The sequence below is a fragment of the Oceanobacillus sp. AG genome (genome assembly GCF_009746545.1).
Taxonomy (GTDB): Bacteria; Bacillota; Bacilli; order Bacillales; family Amphibacillaceae; genus Oceanobacillus; species Oceanobacillus indicireducens.
Genome location: NZ_WOWT01000005.1, coordinates 40,433 through 63,920 on the forward strand (window position 1 = coordinate 40,433; position 23,488 = coordinate 63,920).

Consider the following 23,488-nt stretch of genomic DNA (forward strand, 5'->3'; position numbering starts at 1 on the left):
CTTCGACATTAAAATTAGTGCTCCCAATGGGACAGTTGCTCTGACCCCGTGTCCCGGTCATCTTATATATATGCGTTGGAAATAATTATAGAAGTGAAAGGTATAGAGCATATTCCAATAACTCTTTTATGGTGGTATTCTTAGAATGTCAGATAATGGAGGGAGGTGGAAATTCTGAATTTCGCTGAGATAAGAAATGAGCTATCCATTAGGGGGAAAAGTGGAATTGGCTTTCTAGCAGCCGGGTTAGTTGTTTGGATGATCATCACAGTCATCTTTTTAACAAATCTCGATATTTATTATAAAACAATTGGTATGTTATTTGCGACGGGAGTTATGTTCCCGCTTTCAATTGCTTTTAATCACCTTCTGAAAGCAGATTGGAAATTAGATGGGAATCCTTTAAGTACCCTCGGTTTGATTTTAAATGTCGCCCAATTTGTCTATTTTCCCATCCTTTTTTGGGCGATTGGCACAAATACGGAAATTGCTGTTATTATTTTTGCGATTATTACAGGGGCGCACTTCTTTCCATATGGTTGGTTTTATCAGTCAAAAGCCTATTACGTCATGTCGCCAGTCATCTCCATTGCGATTATGCTGATCGGCTGGAATCTAGCGGTAGAAAGATTGTGGATTGTGCCACTCACGACGGTAATTCTACTTTCTATCTTAGTTATTTGGCTGTATCAAGAATATCGTGGTAAAACAAACGAATAGTCCTGCCAATGGTGGGACTTTTCCAGATCAAAGGCGCAAGCGCCCTTACAAGCTAAGTACGCGATTCGTTTCGCAACGCTTGGAACTGCTATTACTCGTCCCACCGAAGAGCATTTGTACTAGCACTTCCAGTAGTCGCAGCAACGTACAAACTGTGCCTCCCAGGATGGGAGGTAGTTCGATGTTACCCCATACGTGAGTGAACTTAATCGAACTTCCTCTTTACCGGAATGAGATACTTATTATGAACAAAAATGGCTCCCTGATCGTAATTTCGTAGGTTGATTTTGGCATACTGAATAGCAAGTAAAACAAATCAGAGCTACATTACGAAAGGAGCCATTACAATGAAGAATACCACAACATGCGTTGGTTTAGACGTCTCGAAGGAAGAAATCGCTGTCGCAATCACTAAGAAAAGCCTAGATACTACGGTATAATTCCTAACACACCAGAGGCCTTAAGAAAATTAGGAAATAAACTAGGAAATATTGAGTATCTAAAAGTATGTTATGAAGCAGGACCAACTTTGACCATTTTCTACTGTTGATCCTAAACAATCGCGCCCCTTTGTGGAAGATGTAAAACTATAACAGAGATCACGCAACGACATAGTGCTAATCGATTTCCTCAAGCGGTATATCCTTTATATGTGTTGCGATCCACCAAATGTGCCCAAATGGATCCGTTACACCCCCACGTCGATCACCTTCCGGATGATCTTCTACAGGCATCAGTTCCTTTGCACCTGCATCAATAGCTTGTGCAAAAAGAGCATCTACGTTCTCGACATAAAGAAAAAGATGTATTGTAGTTCCTCCAAGAGACTCAGGGCTCTTCATAATTGAGTGTCTCGGAAACTCGTCCACAATCATAATTCGTGAATCTCCAATCTTAATCTCCGCATGCCGAACCTTTCCACTCTTGTCTGTTACACGCATCAATTCAGTTGCTCCAAACGCCTTTTTGTAAAACATTATGGCATCGATTGCATCCTTAATAATTATGTACGGTGTCACAGCGTGATGTCCCTCCGGTATGGCTTTTGTTTTAGGTGTCATAAAACATTCCTCCCATTGATTAAAATGTGAATGCATTTATCCCCAAATTAGGTCAACTACAGGGAACAATCGCATCAAATTTATTCTAAATCACATTGGAACGAGTTGTATTGTAAAAAAATGACCCTACCTGCCAAGCGAAACATGATTTTTATGTTTACCTTGATGCAAGTGATAGGTTGTTGGGCTAAAGCCAGAAAAAGACCGAAAGTCGTGGATGAAATGTGCTTGGTCATAATAGCCACAGGTTAAAGCAATATCTGTCCAATCGACTGGTTCCCCACCTTCGATAAGACGGAGTACATTCTGGAAGCGTTGAACACGACAAAATTGTTTGGGTGTCAATCCGACTTCTTCCTTGAATACCTGAATAAATCGCCGTGAACTCAAACCGATTTGTTCAGTCACATCAGCAATTTTCCATTGATGGGGGAAACCCTGAAATTTCTTTAGTGCGAAGACAACAGCTGGATGGTTTAGGGAAGCTTGAGTCAGCACCCCCATTAAGTATTGCTCGAGAATTTGGAATTTAGCAAGCGGCATTTCGGTATTAAGGAGCTGTTCACGCATTTCAGTAGCTTTTGTTCCCCAAAGCTCCTCAAACGACACATGCTCATTACGCAATTCATCAGCCGGTAGGTTAAGAAATGGGAAAGCACCACCGGGCTTAAAATGAACCCCTATGGTTGACGCTTGACATGCTGTGTCGATAACAGCAAAATTTGAATGCGGACCAGAGATCAAGCTTCCACGTAAACTTTTGAACTGTTCATGATTCTTTTGATCGTATACATTAATCAAGTCTTCTTTAAGATTGATAATCAATTCCATAGAGCCGTCCGGAAGTACTCGCTCCATTTTGTGAGGTGGGTGATAGCCTTTATATAGCCAAAAAATATTTATATAAGCCGACAAGGGGGAATCTGGACGGTATGTACGAAAAAGAGTCATAACAATCACTACCTTCAATTGTTTCTAAATAACATATACCATATTTTCAGTTTACGTCAAAGCTAAACTCTTCTCAGCAAAGATACCTTTTGAATCACCGGTGAAAAATATTAAAGAAAAATCATGTGCAAATACATTAACCAGAGTGATAAATATTACTATTACCATCCAAGGCGAAGGGAGCAATGGAATCGAAGAGACATTGATACTATCACATCAATGTCGTTGGAATCTTTTTGCTCCTTGTGGCTGTAGGAACCGAAACAAACCAATTCGCTTAACATCATATTTTTCTTTCCATGTATTTAAGTTTTTTAACAATTCATCAAAGGTTTCTTGTTGAGATAACTTAACATCCCCAATCACCTGTAGCTTTGAAATAAAGTTTGATTAAAAACACATTGTAAATTCCTGTTTTGGATGGCAAAGTTAATAGGTGTATATAATTTATTTATAATAAGAATTCGGCTATAATTTAAATAAGGATGGTGATTGATTTGAGTTTAACAGACAAAAATTTCAACACCTATGAAGAATTCGAAGAGAAACAACAACAAACGGATAAAATATTGGAATATATTGATGGAATTATTTACATGTCCCCATCTCTAAGTATAAAACATCAAAGGATATCGTCTTTTCTTCACGGAGAACTGCATAATTCATTAAAAAATAGCGGTTGTGAAGTGTTTTCTGCACCAACGGATGTAATGTTTGAACAAAACGAGAATAATAAAAATAAAAGAGTTGTTCCTGACTTATTTGTGACATGTAATCCGGAAAACTTCACTGAAAATGAATATGTAGGAGCACCAGAATTTATCATTGAAATATTAAGTCCATCAAATAAATCTCACGACTTAGTAAGAAAGCTAAATCTTTATATGGAACATGGAGTTAAGGAATATTGGATTGTTGATCCAATGGAAAACCGCATAATGATTTATACACTTGATGAAAATGCAGAGGTGCAATTTGATTTAGTCAACGAAAACGAGATAGCGACTTCTAGACTATTTGAAAACTTTAAAATCGAAACTAAAAATTTGTTTTTTGATTAAATACAAAAGTTAACAAACAACAGCAAATATCTCGCTGTTGTTTGTTTTAATGTTAGTCCACGGAACATCTGTAAAAAACTCGCGTTCGATTAACTTTAGTATGAAAACCCACGGATATTAGGATGCTCACCGTCGTAGAGTATTTTTGCCTTCGTGGCGTGTGCTTAACGATTAAAGTACCTACACATACCCTCGGTATAAGTTCCGAAAAACTTGACATGGGGCCACTGCGGTGTATGCTTCTGCAGCCAAGACGCCAAATGAAAAGATATCTGGCTGCACCTGTGAGGTTATCACAGCATCTTTATTTTATAGTTTCTTATCTTTGAACAAAAAACAGACGTCCAGGCGTCTGTTCATTTCTTATCTTGTACATATAATGCATTTACATTGCGGCGTCTTGCTTCGCGGAGCAAGTATAAGTATTTTGCCTGTGCGACTTGTTCTGCGGCTATACTTTCCAAGGTCCGATCGATGCTTCTCATCCCCAGCTCGCGAATTTGCTTCCATTCCCTTTCTAAAGCAAAAATACTATCAAGTAACTCCGTATCTATATGTTTCTTTTTCAGCTTTCTTGCCATGTTCTTCACCCAATCTTATAAATCTCTTCTTCCTTCTAATGCCCTTGATAGTGTCACTTCATCCGCATATTCCAAGTCTCCGCCTACTGGAAGTCCGTGGGCGATTCTTGTCGTACGAATGCCAGATGGCTTCACTAATCGGGAAATATACATTGCAGTTGCTTCCCCTTCTATATTGGCATTGGTCGCCAGAATCAGCTCTTCAACCTCTTCATCTTTCAAGCGATTTATTAGATCAGGGACATTGATATCTTCTGGTCCAATTCCGTCCATCGGCGAAATTGCACCGTGAAGAACATGATATTTACCATTGTATTCCTTCATCTTCTCCATTGCGATGACGTCTTTCGGATCTTCCACCACACAAATAATCGACCCATCCCGACTTGAATCCGAGCAGACTGCACAGATTTCCTTATCTGTAATATGACCACAAATCGAGCAGTGGGTCAGTTCGCGCTTCGCATTCACTAATGCATTCGCGAAGTCCAAGACATCATCGTCCTTCATATTCAAAACATAAAAAGCCAGACGAACAGCAGTTTTCGGGCCAATTCCTGGCAATTTCATAAAGCTATCCATCAGCTTTGATATCGGTTCTGGGTAATACATTCATTATGCCTCCTAAACGATAAGGGCAAAAAGCACCTGCTTAATACAAAGACGCAAGCACCCGTTTAGCAACGAGTTTGAAGTTTACTAGCTGCTGGGTGCTTTGCCGGACGTGTAAAAACAGGTACTTCAAGCCGAAAGCGATTCATACGAGTGAGGTTACCCGTCGAAACGCGTTTATTAAAACATTCCAGGCATATTTAAGCCTTTTGTAAACTGTCCCATCGTTGCTTCTGTTTTATCATCGATTTGCTTCAACACATCATTCGTTGCGGCGATGATTAAATCTTGCAGCATTTCAACATCATCTGGATCGACTACTTCTTCTTTAATTTCTACATCTGTGACTTCTTTTTTGCCATTCGCCGTTACAGTTACCATACCACCGCCGGCAGAAGCCTCAAACGTCATTTCATGTAGTTCTTCTTGCGCCTTCATCATTTTCTTTTGCATTTTCTGCATTTGTTTCATCATATTATTCATATTTCCTCTCATGGAAATACCTCCTCATTATCATTTCTTATATTTTTTAAAAAAGAGTCTTACTCTTCTATTTCTAATAAATCATCACCGACAAGTTTCCTTGCTTCTTCAACGAGCGGGTCACTTTGTTCCGCTTCATTTTCCTCAGGCTTATCCTTTTCATGAGAATCGAGGAATGCTTGCCTGACCTCCAGCCAATTTGCCTCAGGGATTGGAATAATTTGCAGCTGTTTTCCTACGACACTTGCGAGAACAGATTCAACCAATTCCCGATTATCGAGGAAAAGATTACAGTGAATCTCATATTTAAATGCAACAACGAGCGCGTCCGGTGAAGCTGCAACCGGTTTACTGTCCTGAATCGTTGCATGGGCCGGGGCATTCGTGCCTTTAAGCCTTTCTAAAAAGTTCGCCCAGTTTCCTTGTACTTGGCGTAACTCCTGCTTCTCCGCTTCCCTTAAAACAGCATAGATCTGTTCAGTTGGAACTTTAAAGCTGCTCTTTGATCCACGGGACGGAGCACGTCTTTGCTCGCGCTGTGGTACCGGCTCACTTGCAGCGGCCGGCGGCTGTTCCTTCATGCGGGCAAGTTGCTTCTCAACCTGTGCAAGCTTCTCGGTTAAACGAAGTACCTCATCACTTGCCACTCCAGCTTGATTCCCTGCAGCATCAGACCCATTCGTAATCGTTAAAATCGCTATTTCAATATATACTTTCGGACTGTTGCTCCACTTGATTTCCTGCTGGCATGTGTTCAGACGGGTGATCGCCTCTTGAATCCAGTCAACCGGTGTTAGCTCTGCCAATTCACGGAAAGCTTCATCGACCCGGGCGCGCTCAAGCATTCCTTCCAAGTCCGGATTACTCTTATAGAGCAGCAGATCACGCATGAAGTAGATGAGATCGTACACGAAACGTCCAGGGTCTTTCCCTTCCTGGATGATCGTATCGAGCAGCTTGATTGCATGCTGTACATCCTTTTCTACCATTGCTTTTGTAATTTCCGTTAAAATTCCTTGAGAAACCCCGCCTGTTACAGCGAGCACATCCTCTAACGTAACCTCTTCACTACTATAGGAAATCGCCTGGTCTAGAATACTTAGCGCATCACGCATCCCACCTTCTGCCGTCCGGGCAATCGCATCCAGTGCTTCGTCAGTCACGTTCTGTTCATCTGTTTGAACGATTGTTTTCATCCGGCCGACAATTGCTTCATTGGATATTGGTTTAAAATCAAAACGTTGACAGCGGGAAATGATTGTCAGTGGAATTTTATGTGGTTCGGTCGTCGCCAAAATAAACACGACATGCTGTGGTGGCTCCTCCAAAGTTTTTAAGAGCGCATTAAATGCGTTCACAGAGATCATATGAACCTCATCAATAATATAAACCTTATAGGAAACGGCACTCGGTGCATATTTTACTTTATCACGGATTTCTCGAATATCATCGACACTCGTGTTCGACGCAGCGTCAATCTCAATAATATCGGAAATTGACCCATCCTGAATCCCGCGACATGCATTACATTCATTGCACGGCTCTCCATCTGGATTTTGTTCACAGTTAATCGTTTTCGCAAAAATCTTCGCTGCACTCGTTTTTCCTGTTCCACGAGGTCCGGTGAATAAATAAGCATGCGAAAACTTCTGCTCACGGATAGCATTCTTCAGGGTACGTGTAATATGTGTTTGTCCAACAACGTCCTCGAAGACTTGAGGCCGCCAAACGCGATATAAAGCTTGATAGCTCATGATACAGACTCTCCTCTACATTCTACTTCTAATTATACCCGATTTAGGGGGTGATTGTGAACTGATGAAGGGTAACATCCTGAAAAACTTAGAGGAGGGGTTTCATTTTCTATTTTCTTTTCATTTAGAAACTATTTCTTTAAACTATCATTTCATGTAGACTGAAATTACCGAATACATGAAATGATTATGTTCAACCAGAAAGGAGTTAATAAAATGGAGATCATCCTCATGTTTGTAATAGGGTTAATCATCGTGATTATAGCTGTACTTGGCATAATTGGAGGATTGACTCAACGAATGAAAAAACCGACGGATGAATTAAGGGAAAAGATAATGGAATTGGAAAATAGGGTGCAAGATTTAGAGAAAAAGCAAAAATGATTTCCGGGGGAGCCTTGATGCCAGGATAAGGAAACAAGTAATACAGTTATTCTCATTATGCCGAGAAGATCAATTACAATACTAACCAATATCCCGCTGTCATATATGATGCCTATGAATATAATCATCTGTTTGAGGGCATGAACAGATACGCTTAAATCAGCAAAGATTTTTTGACCGGAAAAGAAAGGGGAAGAAATGGTAAAAAGCAGATTCAATTTAATACTGTTTATCACTATAATGTTGCTCACTGGTTGTTCTGGACAACAAATTACAAAGGCTGAAGGAAGTAGTAATACATGGGAATCTACAATAAATTATGAACTAGGTGAACATGAAAAGATTGGAAATGGGACGTTGGAATATCTAGGCAGCGATCAACTACGGAACTTTTCATATGAAATAAATTATCCTAAATCATTTCGTATTGGAGCATCCGGTGAACACAGGGATTTAGATGAGTCCTTCACTTCTTTTCCATTAATTATCGATCTGCCTGATTTTGATGTTGACAAATTGCGTGATGAGATTAGCAATATAACAATTACAGTAGCATGGGAAACAGTGACTGGTGAGTTATTTGAAGAAGAAATAGAGTATACAGTCGAATCCAAGTAAGGAGGGAGCCTATGCTCGGACTACCAAAAGGAGCAGTCTATTTAATTCCGTGGTCGGAAAAGTGGGAGCGAGAATTTGAATTGGAAAAAGAAAGAATAGAAACTCAAATTGGTAAGTATATTGTTGGCATTCACCATATCGGGAGTACAGCAGTAAAGCATTTATCTGCCAAACCGATTATAGATATTGGTATCGAACTTAGAAGCTTTTCGGATGGAGAGTTGTGTGTTTCACCATTAAAAGAATTAGGTTATTCCTATAAGGGAACGAATATTTTACTGGAGCGACACTATTTTAATAAAGGCGAGCCGAGAACACACTAAATTCATATGTACCAACAGGGAAGCCAATTTTTACAAGAACAATGGAATCATCCGCAAGCAGACTTTATTATCGATGATTTGCGGGAAATACCCTCTATTCTAGGGAATTTAAACAAAATAAATAATAGGTGAATTAACATGACGTCTAAAATAATTTTTGCATCAAAAAAGCTCGGTACCATACATCATAACCAGCTTCAAGCAATGCTTGATCGATTTAATCTAGGCACTCTCTTTTCATCCAGAAAAACAGAGCTAGGTGCAATGGGGCAAACGATGTTCGTTTCCTCTACAAAAGGGGATTTTATTTTAAAAGGAAATCCGCTTTATCACGGACAATTGGAAGAGGAAAATTTTTTTATTGAAAATATCGAGAAAAGAACAGATACGCCGGTTCCAATTCCTTATCTCATTGATAAGTCTTCTGATATTTTCGGTTGGAGTTACGCCCTTATGCCACACTTACCGGGGGAGCATATCGATTCTGCACAGTTGAAAAATACACTCACGAAAGAAAACAAATTACAAATAGCTGAATCAATCGCTAGCACATTAACTATCTTCCATAAATGGAAAGTAGCTGACTTTGGTGAGCTTCATATAGAAACAATGAAGATTACTCCTCTTAAGCCTACCTATACCGACTGGATTTTCCAGCGGATAATGTTCTGGCTGGAAGACGCGAAAAAATATTCAACAATCACCGATGAAGATATAGAGTGGTCTCGGTCACTACTAGCAGAGGCTAAGGAAGCCTTTCATAGCCTGGACTCACCAACCTTTATAATGGGAGATTTCAAGCCTGGTAACTTCCTTGTAAATTCAGGGGAAAGCGGATGGCGCATTAGTGGTGTATTTGATTTTACAAATTCTTATTTTGGAGATCCGGTTTCAGATTTAATTAAAATGGTGACCTATTACCTCAATCATAATGAAACAGGGATTGCAAAGCATATGCTAAATAAATATTTTGAAGGATGGAGTGGTAGGAATTTCATAAAGAGTCGCTTAAAGGTACATATGCTACACCAGAGAGTTTTGGATTGGGGTAATGGAAAGGCAACGAAAACAGCTACTTGGGATGATTCTTTATCCTTTTCCGAATGGGCATCACCTTATACGGAATTAATAGCTAGTCTTGTAGATTAAGATGACATGGATAAAAGGGGAATAGTCTATGGCTGTAACGGGAGACAATATTAAGGCCTGGGTCAGAACAGGAAAATTAGAAGATGCACAAGCTTTATTAAATATCCAAAAAGAAGTGGTTGCAGAAAATGAATATTTGATCACGGTATCGAAGGAATTCGGAAATACTTTAAAAGATCAAATACAGTGGATGAAGAGAATTTTAGAAAATGAGAGGGAAACAATTTTAGTTGCTGAAATAGAAGGGAAAATTATTGGCTGGTTAGTCATTCAATCACCAAAACGGAAACGATTGCTTCATACCGGATCATTCGGAATGATGATCCAGAAAGATTACCGGGGACTGGGCATTGGTAAGGCGCTCATTAACGAGCTATTGCGGTGGGCGGAAAGGAATCCCTTGATTGAAAAGGTAAGTCTTGGGGTATTTTCAACAAACATACGGGCGATTTCTTTATATAAAAGTATGGGATTTGTCGAAGAGGGGAGGAAAATTAAGGAGATTAAATTAAATGAAACGGAATATGTAGATGATATTCTTATGTATAAATTAGTTTAAGACTTTTTTTATAGCAGGAAACTATAAAATAAAAATGCTATGGAACTTAGGTACGAGGGCGAAAGAAGCTGTGGAAAGCCTTATATTTAGCGATACGACCACTAGTAGCTAATATTCCGATACTGAGTAAACACTGTGTTCATCTAATCATTCAAAATAGGATGTTTGAGTAATTCTAATAAAACAAGAGCATTTTGTAGATAATTAAAGTATTAGGGAGGTGATTACACATGAATAACTGGTTTTACGTTATATATGCTGTGCTATTAGCGGGACTATCGATAGTTACGGGAGAAATCGTCACATTTGTTATGCTCGGGTTTATTTTATTAACCTTGCAAAATATCCATTCGACTTTAAAGAAGATACTGCATGCTAATTCAAAAGAATTCAAAAGTTAAAATATATTATTTGATAAACTATTAATTCATCTTAAATTTTTTTCTATTACATATTATGATTAGGGATTAATTGTTTAAGGAGGTTAAAGCATGCTATGGGAAGAGGTTCGGTTAACTTATCCAAATAAATGGGTTGTTTTTGAAGCGATTAAGGCTCATTCAGACAATAACTACCGGAAGATTGATGATATAGCTGTAATTGACTACTTTGACAATTCGATGGAAGCTCTCCAGAGGCATGCAAAACTACAAAAAGAAAAACCGAGACACGAATTATATTTTTTTCATACCTCCAGAAAAAAGCTTCATATTCAGCACCTCTTATTGCATGAATGAAATCTTAATTTTGCTCATTCGGAGGATTAGAGCAGCTCTTATTGCACGAATAAATTCTAATCTTGCTCATTCGGGGGATTAGAGCAGCTCTTATTACACGAATAAATTCTAATCTTGCTCATTCGGGGGATTAGAGCAGCTCTTATTACACGAATAAATTCTAATCTTGCTCATTCGGGGGATTAGAGCAGCTCTTATTACACGAATAAATTCTAATCTTGCTCATTCGGGGGATTAGAGCAGCTCTTATTGCACGAATGAATTCAGAACTTGTTCAAATGGGCAATTAAAAGTTAAAACGTTTCTACTCCCTTGAGTAAGGTCTTGGAATCGTGACCAAAGCTACAATGAATTACTGGTTGTACTAATTATACCAGGGATAGCTTACTGTTTTAGACTGCGAAAGTTGAGTATTCAATAAATATAACTCGTGATAGACAAGCGACATAGGGGGAGGAATCTTGAAGGCAATTGGTTGGGCTGGTTTCATACACGTTTCCATTCTAATAATTTGGATGGTCATTTATCTTATATTTAATCAGTTAAATCCTGTGGCCATCACTGATAAAGCCACAATGGCACAGACAGGCATCACATATTACAGTCGTTTTCCAGGTCTTTTAGGTTTTGACCACGGAAGTAAAGCCTTAGTCATGTTGCTATCCGTCCTTTTACCGATTGGTCTGTACGTCCATTTTAAAGAATTGAGAGAGTTTCGATTAAAAAATACTATCGCATTAGTTGCGGGCTGTTCCGGATTTATTTTGTATGGAGTATCCCTGATGCTCCAAGCAGTGACCGTCGAATATGCGTTTAACTTGTACCGCACAGCGGAAGATGCGGTGACCCATTCTTTTGCTGTTCTGTTATATGAGTGGGCTATGCTAGAAGGCGGACTTTCGGTCAGTATGTATATTCTAGCCAACCTTTGTTTAAGCTGCTGGGTTATGATTCATTCGATCGGCTTCTATACATTCGATTCCTTGAAAAAGATTGGTATATTTGGATGTATCGTTGGAGCTACCCAGTTATTCGGTTATCTCGTCGCTTGGTTCTTCCTAATGCAAGCAAAACAAAATATGCACAATTTTAATGAAGCGATCGGGTTGTTATTTACAATCTGGATTGCGATCATTAGTTTTCAAATGGTTCGAGGAAGAATCACGATAAAAGAAGATAGGAGTAGTATTTTATAATGACAATACACTTACAACCATGCAGTATAGAGAATCTGCAGAAGCTTCAAGAAATTAGTTATGAAACTTTCAATGAAACATTTAAAGAGTACAATACGTCAGAAAATATGAAAGCTTATATGGATAAAGCTTATCACCCAGCACAATTGAAAAAGGAATTATCGAATCCATCTTCCCAATTCTTTTTCCTTTACTTTCATGGGGAGCTTGCCGGATATTTAAAGGTGAATGTCGGTGATGCCCAGACAGAGGAAATGGGTGAAGATTCTCTTGAAATTGAGCGGATTTATATACAAAAGGCTTTCCACAAAAATGGCCTAGGAAAATACTTATTCAATAAAGCTTTAGCAATTGCAGAATCCCTCCATAAAAAGAAAATCTGGTTGGGGGTATGGGAAAAGAATGAAAACGCGATTGCTTTTTATAAACGCTTAGGCTTCATTAAAACCGGTGCTCATTCCTTTTATATGGGAGATGATGAGCAAGTAGATTATATTATGACGAAAATACTTTAATATTTCGATGCAATGAACACAGATAATAGGTATTTTATGATATTGTAGGATGAATAGAGAGGAAGTGACCATCATTTTCATACTTTTTTATCATGCTCTACTCGTCCTCATCATCCTTTTTCTTGTCATCTTCCTAGTTGAAAAAGGACTAAACAAATTATTAGGGGTAAAGAAGCAGAAAATTTCTCGAACACCTGGTAAAAACGTCGATCGATGGGGAAAAACAATTATTGTTATTCCTTTCCTCGTTGCGATTCCATTTGTTGTTTTATCAGAAAGTTCGGCGGCGATGAAAGGATTTTGGATTCTGTATATGATTATACTTATCGGTTTTCAAGCCTTTTTGGAGTGGAAGTATTTGAAGAACTCCAAGCAGTATATCACAACGCTCGTCATTCTCGTTTTCGCCGTAGTTTTTATTTATAATTTAGAGAAATTCTTCTGGTTTTTATAAAGATGAATCTATCCTATAATATATTTCAACATCTGTTTCCACGTGGGGAAACAGATGTTTTTTAATGACAAAATGTAAAGTTCTATTTACATTTTTCATAACCTATGTTATAAAATAAGTAAAGACCTCTTTACATTTAGGCGGTGAAAAAATGCCTGTGAGAAACAATATACGAAAAATAAGGCGAGAGAGGGGGATTAAACAATTAAAGATGGCCGAGGATTTACAAGTAACACGGCAAACAATGACAGCAATTGAAAACAATAAGTATAATCCCAGCCTGGAACTCGCTTTGAAAATAGTAAAGTACTTTGAACTCCCGATCGAAGAAATATTTATATTAGAAGAGGAGGAGAAATTATGAAAAAGAAAAAGCTTCATAAGTGGGTATTTACGTTAGCGGGTATTGGTGGTTTGATCGGTATGACGTTTGGGCAGTTCATTTTTGGCAAGCTAGACTTTTCAGGAATTTTAGGTTCTCTATCAGCTGTTATTCTATTTTTTATCATTGATTTAGTGAAAAATAGAATGAAAAAAGATGACACGCCTGATTTTGATGAGCGGACAACTCATAATGTGGTAAAGTATTATGCCTATTTTTCCACTGGCTTTATTGCTGTAGCTTTTCTTTTGTTAGCTGTTGTCACTGCAAGTGGGCTAGAAAACGTGAACATCTCCTATTTATGGATTTTAATCTTTATTTATATGCTATCGAGCGGAATTGGGGCATTCATTGTCAGCAAAAAGTGAATTGAAATATTTGAATTCGCCCTTCGCAATCAGAAAGCTTATACTTCATCTACAAAGCTTTTTCAAAATTGAAAGTACATGCTTCTATATCGGTGATTTGGGAGCTTGAATATACTAATAGAGGAGGATGTCTTTTGAGCAATAAAGAAAGAATCGAATCAAAGGGTGTTGTTGTTGTCATTATAACAGCAGCCTTTTTATTTACATTCAGTCAATTCTTGCTGATTACCGCTTATCCGACCATCATGCGGGAATTCGATTTGAATGCAACCCAAGTCCAATTGCTGACGACGGCATTTTTGCTTACGACTATTATTTTTATTCCGATGACAGGGTACTTATCCAATCGATTTACGTCAAAGTCGCTTGTTGTCTTTTCTCTTTCCTGTCTCCTCATTGGAACAATCATTGGTGGATTCGCTCCAGACTTTTATACATTAACATTTGCCCGGGTTGTCCAAGCAATTGGAGCAGGAATTATTCTGCCGCTCATCCAAACAATTTTACTAACCGTATTTCCCTATGAGAGAAGGGGATTCGCCATGGGTCTCCTCGGTGCAGTCGTTAACGTCGCCCCCGCAAGTGCACCATCCATTTCAGGAATTATTATTGATTTCTTTAGCTGGCGTTCGTTGCACTGGATGCTGCTTCCGATTGTACTTGTCACGTTAATCCTAGCGATATTTCTAATGGAGGACGTACTCGAAAAACAACAATCAAAGCTGGACTTTCCGTCCATCATTCTATCCGCTATCGGGTTTTCCTTTTTCATTTATGGTTTAAGTAATATTAGTGTACTCGGATTTTGGGATGTGTTAGTGCTTGTACCGCTAGGAATTGGATTAGTTTCGCTTATTTTCTTTGTCGCACGGCAATATCGATTACCTTTACCGATACTTGACTTGAGATTGTTCAATCATTCCACATTCCGCTTCATTATGATTCTTGTCTTCATCAACCTGATGTTATTATTATCTGCAGAGACAATCCTGCCGATGTTTGCGCAGGATGTGCTCGAGACAAATGCATTTTTATCCGGCTTTATCCTTGTGCCGGGAACCATTTTATTATCAATTATTAACATCGTTTCAGGGAATCTATTTGATCGGTACGGCACAAAACGTATTGCAGTCATTGGCTTTGCTTTCATTTCTGTATCGCTTTTATTACTGAGTACGGTAACAATGGAAAGCTCGCCCTATTGGATTATGCTGTACTTCTGTTTATTCATGGCTGGTTTCGGTTTAAACCTTATGCCACTCGTAACATTGAGCATGAACGTGCTTGATAATCAAGATATGGCTCACGGCTCTGCCATCGTGAACACAGTACGGCAATTCGGCATGGTGTTTGGGATTATCTCACTTTCTACCATCATCAGTATCACGACCTCTGTGATGGACGCACCATTCAAAGTCGGAACATACTGGGGAACGACATTTGCGCTTCTTGTGATGGCTGGGATTGCTATCCTTGGTACGGTGCTTTCTGTATTTATTCGCGAAGAAAGTTAAAGGAACGAAAAAGAATGTTTCTATTAAAGGAGAAATATCCCTTTGTTGAATATACATAGTGGAGTAGACAGTACAGACAAAATTGGCCCATGTGGAACAATTGAAGGAATTCATGAAAAAAGTTTACTGGTATATCTATTTTTTGTTTCATTAAATGGGATTTTTTTACTCTCATGACTTCTGTGGCTTCAAGCAGTTCTGTTCAGAAGTGGAATAAAAACAGTGTGGTGCGAGCATAAATGTTAAAATGATTAACTAATAGTAAAGTTTTACGTAATTGTGATTTTTTTAATGAAGATGACGAACACGAATTGATTAAAGAAAAGGACGTACATTACTTTATCGGGATCTCAAAAGAGGATACAAAGCTCTTGATTCAGGAACATCCTGACATCCCACACGTTCTTATAAAGAATGAGGTTTACTATCCTAAAGCAAAACTAAGAAAATAGTTAAAGAATTTAGGAGAGTAATTAAGCCTTCAATTAGCAGGTACAAATGTAGTGGCATATTGAATGGCTCACTAGATGATAAACACCGTAGAGGATATAGCATCCCTCTACGGTGTTTATCATCTACCAGTATGTGATTTCCCTTGCTACTAAACTTATGGACTCGGTTTTCTACAACCTAACTACTTATTCTATTGTTCGTAAAATAGCCCACCAATCATTCAGTTAGAAAAAGTCTGGAAAATACGTCTGTTTTCTTGGAATAAGATGTTCTAATATTTCAATTGCTTGGGCATTTCCACTAATGAGCCCCAAATTGTATAGATCTTCCGGTCGTTGGTAACCTAAGAGCATTGTTGTAAGTTGTTGTACCGAACAGCTTACTACCGGATCTTTTATATTATTCATGATTGGCTCGTAGACGATATCAATCTCTCCATCCACCTCATGAAGAATATATATTCCTGTATTCTCTTTTATAAAAGAATCTTCAAGTTTAATAGATAAAGTACCAAATTGTGCCTGAATACTACGCATGTATTGTTTTAAAAAAGCTTCCACATCAACAATTCTTGCCATGAAGTACGGTATAATGTTTTGCTGGAAGCGCGGATCATTCACGAGTAATGGCAATAAATCATTTTCTGGAACAACCATTTCTACCTTTTCAGCCATAGAGTCATGATTTGTGATGAATTGCAATAAAACCTTAAGTGCATTCGTTGTACAGTAGACAACCTCATCGACCTTGAACACCCGATCTTTTAGCTGATAAATAATATATCCTTCTGCTTGATTCTCTTCATTATAGGAGACTGCAATCATACGCTGATCTTTTAGTACTCGTTGTTTCCACCATTTTTCATCTCGCAGGATGGCGCCATTATAATTCTTTATATACTTGCGGTAAATGGAGTCCAGTAAAGGTATGTTGCTATTCGTTCTTCTGACATAGCCTTTCCCATCCCAATTCTGTTTTAAATTTTTCATTGGTATTTCGTAATGCTTTTCTGCAAAAGCCATCTCCCAGCCATATTGACGGTAGAATGGAGCAGAGAAAGGATGGAGGAAAGAAATGGTCTGTCCTTGTGCTTTCATTGTCTGCAATGCATGAAGCAGAAGTTCCTTTACCATTCCCTTCCTGCGATATTCCGGCCATGTTGCGACTGAAGCTATCCCTCCCATCTGAAAGGGACTGTTATTAATAGATACAGATAATGGAATCAAATGCAGCTTAGCAGCGAGCTTTTCCTCATCCATCATTCCCCATATAGTATATCCTTCCGCTTCTTCCTTTTTTCGATGTAATTCCTCTTCTGTTAATTCATATTGGAATGCAAATTGGGATAATGAAAATACCTCGTCATAGTGACTTTGATTTAATTCAATGATTTTACCCATTTCAGTACCTCCTTAAATTTTAAACGATACATAATGAAACCATTTTAACAACGATTGCCCGGATTTAACTTGAAGGAAAAAGCGACATATTCCGTATGTTAACCTGCAGTAGTGTCATAAGTAAATTTATCACTGCGATATAAAGTTTTCGTGTATTCTATTGCATTATTCGTCCTGTTGTTCAGACAACTTGTTTCTACAACAAAGAGGAGTATTAGCTCTACCGTTAGTTTATCATGATGCAATTGATAAATAAAAAACGACTCTAGACAACACCGTTTTGTGATGTCTAAAGTCGTTGCTCACGAAATATGTATACCGTGCACCTCACGTCGATACGACGTCCATATGCGCTTCTTAGCTTCATGGCTCGGCTTAGGCTTCCCCGCGGCACACACGAATGACCACTTACTGCTGCTTCCTTCCGGACCTGACAGGGTTCGTGGGTTCCTGTTGCGCAGGACCTGAACGTCAACACCAATTCACTAAGGCAGACCATACAGTCGCCATACCTCGGCAAGGGATTCAGCCTCGCTATAGCGGATTGCGAGTACAGGGCACCGCTACCTCCCCGCTTAGCACGGTAAGTCCCATTATAACGTTTTCCTATTCAATTTGCAATGGAAAACATTTCATGAAACAACAAAGCTAGGATCACTTACTTTTCCTCTTCCGAAGTGCTTTGAAAAAGTCAGTAAGCAAGCTCGCACATTCTTCCTGCAGGACACCGCTCGTTACTTCAACTTGATGATTGAAACGTGGTTCGTCCAGTAGATTGAATAATGTTCCCGCACAACCTGCTTTCGGATCTGGAGCACCATATACAACACGTTTCATCCTTGACTGCACGATGGCCCCTGCACACATGGGACACGGTTCCAAAGTGACGTATAGTGTACAATCTTCCAGACGCCAGCTGCCTATTTTTTCATTTGCTGCTTCAATTGCAGTAAGCTCAGCATGAGAAAGAGTCTGCTGTGATGTTTCCCGGAGGTTATATCCGCTTGCAATAATTTCCCCCTTCAGGACGATTACTGCACCAATTGGCACCTCATCCACTTCTCTCGCTTTTAATGCTTCATTTATCGCTGCTTGCATAAAATTTTCATCAGACATAAATTAACCCAACATTTCTTTATAAGTTTGAATTTATCAGATAAGGAAATAATTAATTAAACATTCATTTTAGATGGAATAATAAAGTGAAACTCATTAATACGTGATAAACATTATTTCACAAAGGGGCAAAGATGATGCAAATTTTGGAAGATACGGCGGTTGTTTTCGTTGATATTATTAATGATTTTAATTTTTCCGGTGGAGATAAATTATTAAGGAATACAAAGATGATTTTACCAAACCTAATCAAGCTAAAGACATTTGCAAAGGAAAACGATCTGCCTGTCATCTATGTTAATGACCATTATGGATTATGGCAAGCAGATTTTAATAAAATTATTAGACAGTGTACGAATCATAATAGTAAAGAAATAATTGAAGCGCTGAAACCGGATAATGACGATTATTTCTTGATTAAACCACAGCATTCCGCTTTTTTCCAGACACCGCTCCATTCGCTGCTAACCGATCTAAATCGATATTCGCTCATTCTTGCGGGAATAGCAGGGGATATTTGTATTTTATTCACGGCAAAGGATGCTTATATGTACAAAATGAACTTGCATATTCCAAAGAACTGTATGGCGTCTGAGGAGAATGATACAAATGATTATGCACTCTATTTAATGCGTTCCGTCATGAAGGCAAATATTGAACCGATATAAGATTTGAAAACACTCTCTCAAGAAAAAGACTTGAGAGAGTGTTTCACTTATTTCAATACATTCAATGATTCTCGAGTAAATGCTGGAATATCATCCGGCTGGCGGCTTGTTACGAGCTGGTTCTGGCAAACGACAACTTCCTCATCTCTTACTTTTGCACCTGCATATTCCATGTCGACTTGAATTGATTTATAGCCTGTTGCATCACGACCTTCAAGCGTTTTTGCCGTAATTAGTAACTGTGGTCCATGGCAGATCGCAAAGACCGGTTTTTTCTCATCCATGAAATGCTTGGCGAACTTAACAAATCGATCATCCGCCCGTAATTGGTCTGGTGAGAAACCACCGGGAATAAAGAGGGCATCAAAATCATTCGGATCCGCGTCATCAATTCCATATTCAATCGCAACCTTGGCGTTCTTCTGCTTACCAATGACCGTATCACCTTTCTTTGCACCAATTGTAACTACTTCATGTCCGGCATCTTCAAATTCCTTTGCCGGCTCTGTATATTCCGAGTCCTCAAATAGGTCTGTAATGACTGTAGCAATTTTTTTACCCATCATTAGCAACTCCTTTATTATGATTGTACATAATAAGGTTTTCCCATTTCATGATTTCTAAAACATTCCCATATTACTGGTACAGTGTATTTTCAAAGCTTGCAATTTTTTCGAGACGGCGATAAATTGCACCAGGCATCACGAATTTTTTATAAGACTTTCTTTTTCTTTTCTGCAGTAAATCCACTTGTCCTCCCGTGCCGAAGTAAAAGGCTTGCCAGATGAATTTGGAGCAATAATTAGCTTCCAACCGGGTTAAATCGCGCACATACGTATAGCGTTGCACCTTGTCATAATGCTGCATAGCCCATTTTGCCGAGTGAATCGCTTCCTGTTCATTAGAGTGGCGGAGAATGGTGATTAATTCGCCCTTCCGGTGACGGGAAAGATAGATTGGCATGCTGTCAGCGTGGCCAAATCCCTTCCAGCGATTCACATGATAAATACGGTAATTCGTACCGACAATTCCGGTATGCCCGACTAAAAATGAAGAAAGGGCATACTTATGGGAATAGAGCACGTCACCAGGTTGCATTTTTATATTTGTCACTGGATAGTAATGGGTGATGGCAGCTTCTTCATCATTAGTTTTACGATTCATGTGTATCTTCCTTTTTTTCATCAACCGTTTAATATTTTGGAAACTATTATAGACAATTATATACGATATCCGCCGATTTCACCGGATTTTCCGTTTCCAGATAATAGTCTTCCGCTAACCAATAGCGTTTTTTATATTTTTCCAATATTATTTGGTTATCGCCCAGATATGTATCCCTTTTTACAATTCTAGCAAATCTTTTTTCCTTTGAACAATTTACAAAAACAATGAAGTCAAAATAAGTTTTCCATTCTTTCCTTTGAAGAAAAATACCTTCTATCAGGATGATTGAGTCTTCTGAGATAGATATTGTATTTCTTTTATGTTGGTCGACTGATATATCATAAAAGGGAAGGGTAAGCTTAGATTCGTTGTTATAAACTTTTTTAAATAACTCTTCTTCCAACATTTCAATATCCCATTGCAAAAAATAATACTCATACCATTCTTCATATCCTGTGTCGTACCGTTTAGTTCTCTCTACAATATGATTGTCCATATGAAGCACAACAACTTTGGTTGTATGTTCCAGTTCCGCTTTCAGTTGTTGGACCAACGTTGTTTTTCCAGCTCCACCCAGTCCATCGACACCAACAAGATAGGGAGCATTAGCACGTCTCTTATCATATTTAGTAAGAATTTCATTTACTAATTCGTTCAAATGCATAACCTCTTTAAAAATTATTATATAAAAAATTTAATGCCTAGCGACAGGCACTCAAGTTACATATCCAACCTTTTGCCATTTCGAAAGGGATGCCTTTTTCCAAAATATAATTACCATGACAACGGAGATTAAACTGATTACAGTAAAAACATAATTTCCTATAAAGTGAAGAAGCACCTCTGAGTATGTCCGCATTGGTTTGGACAACATACGTACAATCAATAACACTATATTAGCATTTGGCAGTTGCTTATTTTGATTGTTATTCGTTATCATAGTAGGAGTTTTCTTCTATTTTGGTAGTGATTCTAGCCAAATCAACTATACCAAAAGTTAAGGTGTTTTTTCTTGTTTGAACGACCTTGTCAAGGTATATATTTCATCCGCTACGAGCGCTTCACAGATCTGAACGAATCAGATGTTTTTAGGTACGAAAGTTGAGTTAATAAAAAACCCTGCATCTTTATTTATGCAGGATTTTTATCTTTATTCAGCTTTCTAATGTAGATGTATCTCCAGTCGGCAGTCCAAGTTCCCATGATTTCAAGAGACGGCGCATAATTTTTCCGCTTCTTGTTTTTGGAATCGTATCTTTGATTTCAATTTCCCTTGGTTCAGCATGCGCACTCAAACCAGTTTTAACAAATTTGCGGATATCTTGAAGTAAATCCTCTGATTCCTCATACCCGTCATTTAGTGTAATAAATGCTTTAATAATTTCTCCGCGTTTTGGGTCAGGTTTCCCAATAACTCCAGCTTCCGCGACGGCTGGATGTTCTATGAGTTTTGATTCGACTTCAAATGGTCCAACCCGCTCTCCAGACGTATTAATCACGTCATCTAGACGCCCTTGGAACCAGAAATAACCATCTTCATCCCGGTAAGCACTGTCTCCGGAAATATACCAGCCATTGATAAAATAACTTTCATATTTACCCGGGTTATTCCAAATCTGGCGCATCATTGCTGGCCACCCGGCTTTAATCGCAAGGTTACCCATCTGATTCGGCGGCAGTTCATTTCCCTCATGATCAATGATTGACGCTTCAACGCCAGGAATTGGTTTGCCCATAGAGCCTGGGCGAATCTCATTACACGGGAGATTCACAATCATTTGTGCGCCCGTTTCTGTCATCCACCATGTATCATGAATCCGTAAACCAAAGGCACGTAGTCCCCAAGTAATCACTTCCGGGTTGAGCGGCTCACCAACACTTAAAATATGACGTAAAGCGGATAAATCATACTGTTTTACTTTATCTTCCCCATGGCTCACAAGCATACGAAGTGCTGTAGGAGCAGTATACCAAACCGTTACTTTGTATTTTTCCAATGTTTCATACCAAGATTCCGGTGTAAATCTGCCTCCGCGGATGACATTTGTCACCCCGTAGAGCCATGGCGCAAAGATACCATAGCTTGTCCCGGTTACCCAGCCTGGGTCTGCCGTACACCAATAAACATCATCCGGCTTCAAATCGAGGACCCACTCAGCTGTCGCATAATGCTGGATCATTGCGTTATGCACATGATAAACCCCTTTAGGCCTACCAGTGGAACCGGACGTATAATGCAGAAGCATCCCGTCCTCCAAATTGACCCATTCCATTTCAAATTCCTCTGGTGCAGCTTTCATCTCTTCTTCAAAGCTGATGAACGTTCCTTCTTTATTCGAATCCTCACCAACAATTATAATGTTTTCCAAGTGAGGGAGTTCCGTATAAGGGACACGCTCTAATAGTTCGGCTGTTGTAATGAGCATGCTTGCTTCACTATCTTCTAACCGATCGCGTACGGCCTGCTCCATAAATGCTTCAAAGAGTGGTCCGGCAACTGCACCTGTTTTTAAAATCCCAAAAAAGGCGGCATAAAACTCTGGACTGCGTGGCATGAAAAGAAATACACGGTCTCCCTTACGTACGTTATATTTTCGAAGTACATTCGCAAACTTGTTACTGTGCTTACTTAATTCAAGAAATGTGAATGTTTCCTCCCGGTCCGGGCTCGAATAAATCAATGCGAGCTTGTCCCTTTTCTCCGGGTCTTCTGCATGACGATCCAACGCTTCATACGCCATATTTACCTTTCCCGTTTGCTGCATACTAAGATGCTGCTTCACATCTTCCCAAGAAAAGTTCTCTCTGTATGCTTCATAATCCTGTAAGTTGTAGTTCCCTTCTCTTGCGGGAATTGGTTTCATATCCATCATTCACCTCTCCTTTACTTGTAACCGTTAACATTTCTTATTACATAAAATAATGTAAATCTTTTACGAACTTACATCCATTTTAGAACATTTTGTGACACTTTAAAAGTAATTTAGCTGAATAGTTTCGGAATCGGTCCTCTAAAAGAAGAAAACCACAGGAAAAATTCCTCCTGTGATATAGTTTCCTATTCAATAAAAAAATCATTTATCCACATGTGGATAAATGAAAAGTTAAAGCGGCCCCGGCAGGATTCGAACCTGCGACGCACAGTTTAGGAAACTGACGCTCTATCCCCTGAGCTACGGAGCCATGGTGAAGAAAAATAGTTAACATTATTATTATACAAAAGTTAGGAAGAAAAACCAAGAGCAGAAAGTAAAGACAGGGT

28 protein-coding genes, 1 tRNA gene and 1 other RNA gene are annotated in these 23,488 nt (G+C 38.9%); 16 read left to right on the forward strand and 14 right to left on the reverse strand.

Features of this window, described 5'->3' with window-relative positions:
• Positions 1–165 precede the first annotated feature (165 nt).
• Complete coding sequence (locus GN217_RS03630) at positions 166–720, forward strand: DUF7010 family protein (protein ID WP_198042582.1); 555 nt, start codon at positions 166–168, stop codon at positions 718–720.
• Positions 721–1,337: 617 nt separating this feature from the next.
• On the opposite strand, the gene GN217_RS03635 is transcribed toward GN217_RS03630, so the two are convergent.
• Positions 1,338–1,781 carry a VOC family protein gene (locus tag GN217_RS03635; RefSeq protein WP_156855298.1) on the reverse strand — a complete coding sequence of 148 codons (444 nt, stop codon included), beginning with the start codon at positions 1,779–1,781 and terminating at the stop codon, positions 1,338–1,340.
• A gap of 126 nt (positions 1,782–1,907) precedes the next feature.
• Positions 1,908–2,732 (reverse strand): DUF6597 domain-containing transcriptional factor, encoded by an 825-nt coding sequence (locus GN217_RS03640; RefSeq protein ID WP_156855356.1) that lies wholly within the window; start codon positions 2,730–2,732, stop codon positions 1,908–1,910.
• Positions 2,733–3,217: 485 nt separating this feature from the next.
• Between GN217_RS03640 and GN217_RS03645 the strand changes: the two genes are divergently transcribed.
• Positions 3,218–3,793, forward strand: a complete 576-nt coding sequence (locus GN217_RS03645; protein ID WP_232334321.1) for a Uma2 family endonuclease — start codon at positions 3,218–3,220, stop codon at positions 3,791–3,793.
• A 356-nt stretch (positions 3,794–4,149) separates the two neighbouring features.
• Here GN217_RS03645 and GN217_RS03650 read toward each other — a convergent pair whose 3' ends face one another.
• From GN217_RS03650 to dnaX, 4 genes are all read right to left on the reverse strand, one after another.
• On the reverse strand, positions 4,150–4,374 hold the full coding sequence (locus GN217_RS03650; RefSeq protein WP_156855300.1) for a YaaL family protein: 225 nt from the start codon (positions 4,372–4,374) through the stop codon (positions 4,150–4,152).
• 15 nt (positions 4,375–4,389) lie between these two features.
• Positions 4,390–4,986 (reverse strand): recombination mediator RecR, encoded by a 597-nt coding sequence (gene recR, locus GN217_RS03655; protein WP_156855301.1) that lies wholly within the window; start codon positions 4,984–4,986, stop codon positions 4,390–4,392.
• Positions 4,987–5,166: 180 nt separating this feature from the next.
• Positions 5,167–5,481 carry a YbaB/EbfC family nucleoid-associated protein gene (locus GN217_RS03660; RefSeq protein ID WP_156855302.1) on the reverse strand — a complete coding sequence of 105 codons (315 nt, stop codon included), beginning with the start codon at positions 5,479–5,481 and terminating at the stop codon, positions 5,167–5,169.
• Between the two features lie 47 nt (positions 5,482–5,528).
• Positions 5,529–7,223, reverse strand: coding sequence for a DNA polymerase III subunit gamma/tau (dnaX, locus tag GN217_RS03665; protein ID WP_156855303.1), 1,695 nt, complete (start codon positions 7,221–7,223; stop codon positions 5,529–5,531).
• A 216-nt stretch (positions 7,224–7,439) separates the two neighbouring features.
• On the opposite strand from dnaX, the gene GN217_RS03670 reads away from it, so the two are divergent.
• From GN217_RS03670 to GN217_RS03725, 13 genes are all read left to right on the forward strand, one after another.
• Positions 7,440–7,607, forward strand: a complete 168-nt coding sequence (locus tag GN217_RS03670; protein ID WP_156855304.1) for a hypothetical protein — start codon at positions 7,440–7,442, stop codon at positions 7,605–7,607.
• Between the two features lie 198 nt (positions 7,608–7,805).
• Positions 7,806–8,225: a hypothetical protein gene (locus GN217_RS03675; RefSeq protein WP_156855305.1), complete on the forward strand. Its 420-nt coding sequence runs from the start codon at positions 7,806–7,808 to the stop codon at positions 8,223–8,225.
• 11 nt (positions 8,226–8,236) lie between these two features.
• Positions 8,237–8,548 carry a GrpB family protein gene (locus GN217_RS03680; RefSeq protein WP_156855306.1) on the forward strand — a complete coding sequence of 104 codons (312 nt, stop codon included), beginning with the start codon at positions 8,237–8,239 and terminating at the stop codon, positions 8,546–8,548.
• Between the two features lie 138 nt (positions 8,549–8,686).
• Positions 8,687–9,697 (forward strand): aminoglycoside phosphotransferase family protein, encoded by a 1,011-nt coding sequence (locus tag GN217_RS03685; RefSeq protein ID WP_156855307.1) that lies wholly within the window; start codon positions 8,687–8,689, stop codon positions 9,695–9,697.
• 28 nt (positions 9,698–9,725) lie between these two features.
• A complete protein-coding gene (locus tag GN217_RS03690; protein ID WP_156855308.1) occupies positions 9,726–10,256 on the forward strand; it encodes a GNAT family N-acetyltransferase in 531 nt (176 codons plus the stop codon).
• A gap of 230 nt (positions 10,257–10,486) precedes the next feature.
• Complete coding sequence (locus GN217_RS18670) at positions 10,487–10,657, forward strand: hypothetical protein (protein ID WP_198042583.1); 171 nt, start codon at positions 10,487–10,489, stop codon at positions 10,655–10,657.
• A gap of 90 nt (positions 10,658–10,747) precedes the next feature.
• Positions 10,748–10,993: a hypothetical protein gene (locus tag GN217_RS03695; protein WP_156855309.1), complete on the forward strand. Its 246-nt coding sequence runs from the start codon at positions 10,748–10,750 to the stop codon at positions 10,991–10,993.
• A gap of 461 nt (positions 10,994–11,454) precedes the next feature.
• Positions 11,455–12,189, forward strand: coding sequence for a hypothetical protein (locus GN217_RS03700; RefSeq protein WP_156855310.1), 735 nt, complete (start codon positions 11,455–11,457; stop codon positions 12,187–12,189).
• Positions 12,189–12,704, forward strand: a complete 516-nt coding sequence (paiA, locus tag GN217_RS03705) for a spermidine/spermine N(1)-acetyltransferase (protein WP_156855311.1) — start codon at positions 12,189–12,191, stop codon at positions 12,702–12,704. The genes GN217_RS03700 and paiA overlap by 1 nt, the downstream gene beginning before the upstream one ends.
• A gap of 49 nt (positions 12,705–12,753) precedes the next feature.
• Positions 12,754–13,158, forward strand: a complete 405-nt coding sequence (locus GN217_RS03710; RefSeq protein ID WP_156855312.1) for a DUF4181 domain-containing protein — start codon at positions 12,754–12,756, stop codon at positions 13,156–13,158.
• 151 nt (positions 13,159–13,309) lie between these two features.
• Positions 13,310–13,522: a helix-turn-helix transcriptional regulator gene (locus GN217_RS03715; protein ID WP_156855313.1), complete on the forward strand. Its 213-nt coding sequence runs from the start codon at positions 13,310–13,312 to the stop codon at positions 13,520–13,522.
• Positions 13,519–13,908: a hypothetical protein gene (locus tag GN217_RS03720; RefSeq protein ID WP_156855314.1), complete on the forward strand. Its 390-nt coding sequence runs from the start codon at positions 13,519–13,521 to the stop codon at positions 13,906–13,908. Before GN217_RS03715 ends, GN217_RS03720 begins: the two co-directional genes overlap by 4 nt.
• A 134-nt stretch (positions 13,909–14,042) precedes the next feature.
• Positions 14,043–15,422: a DHA2 family efflux MFS transporter permease subunit gene (locus tag GN217_RS03725; protein WP_156855315.1), complete on the forward strand. Its 1,380-nt coding sequence runs from the start codon at positions 14,043–14,045 to the stop codon at positions 15,420–15,422.
• Positions 15,423–16,099: 677 nt separating this feature from the next.
• Here the strand turns inward: GN217_RS03725 and GN217_RS03730 are convergent.
• From GN217_RS03730 to tadA, 3 genes are all read right to left on the reverse strand, one after another.
• Positions 16,100–17,275 carry a GNAT family N-acetyltransferase gene (locus GN217_RS03730; RefSeq protein WP_156855316.1) on the reverse strand — a complete coding sequence of 392 codons (1,176 nt, stop codon included), beginning with the start codon at positions 17,273–17,275 and terminating at the stop codon, positions 16,100–16,102.
• A 318-nt stretch (positions 17,276–17,593) separates the two neighbouring features.
• Positions 17,594–17,859, reverse strand: an RNA gene (gene ffs, locus GN217_RS03735) — signal recognition particle sRNA large type.
• A gap of 70 nt (positions 17,860–17,929) precedes the next feature.
• Positions 17,930–18,391: a tRNA adenosine(34) deaminase TadA gene (tadA, locus tag GN217_RS03740; RefSeq protein WP_156855317.1), complete on the reverse strand. Its 462-nt coding sequence runs from the start codon at positions 18,389–18,391 to the stop codon at positions 17,930–17,932.
• A 134-nt stretch (positions 18,392–18,525) separates the two neighbouring features.
• On the opposite strand from tadA, the gene GN217_RS03745 reads away from it, so the two are divergent.
• On the forward strand, positions 18,526–19,059 hold the full coding sequence (locus GN217_RS03745) for a cysteine hydrolase family protein (RefSeq protein ID WP_156855318.1): 534 nt from the start codon (positions 18,526–18,528) through the stop codon (positions 19,057–19,059).
• Positions 19,060–19,106: 47 nt separating this feature from the next.
• Here GN217_RS03745 and GN217_RS03750 read toward each other — a convergent pair whose 3' ends face one another.
• The 5 genes from GN217_RS03750 to GN217_RS03770 all read right to left on the reverse strand — a co-directional run bounded on the left by GN217_RS03750 (position 19,107) and on the right by GN217_RS03770 (position 23,409).
• Positions 19,107–19,622: a type 1 glutamine amidotransferase domain-containing protein gene (locus GN217_RS03750; protein ID WP_156855357.1), complete on the reverse strand. Its 516-nt coding sequence runs from the start codon at positions 19,620–19,622 to the stop codon at positions 19,107–19,109.
• Between the two features lie 73 nt (positions 19,623–19,695).
• On the reverse strand, positions 19,696–20,223 hold the full coding sequence (locus tag GN217_RS03755) for a hypothetical protein (RefSeq protein ID WP_156855319.1): 528 nt from the start codon (positions 20,221–20,223) through the stop codon (positions 19,696–19,698).
• A gap of 46 nt (positions 20,224–20,269) precedes the next feature.
• Positions 20,270–20,884: a kinase gene (locus GN217_RS03760; RefSeq protein ID WP_232334322.1), complete on the reverse strand. Its 615-nt coding sequence runs from the start codon at positions 20,882–20,884 to the stop codon at positions 20,270–20,272.
• Positions 20,885–21,380: 496 nt separating this feature from the next.
• Positions 21,381–23,096 (reverse strand): acetate--CoA ligase, encoded by a 1,716-nt coding sequence (gene acsA, locus GN217_RS03765; RefSeq protein ID WP_156855358.1) that lies wholly within the window; start codon positions 23,094–23,096, stop codon positions 21,381–21,383.
• Positions 23,097–23,336: 240 nt separating this feature from the next.
• Positions 23,337–23,409: transfer RNA gene (locus tag GN217_RS03770), tRNA-Arg, on the reverse strand.
• Positions 23,410–23,488 lie beyond the last annotated feature (79 nt).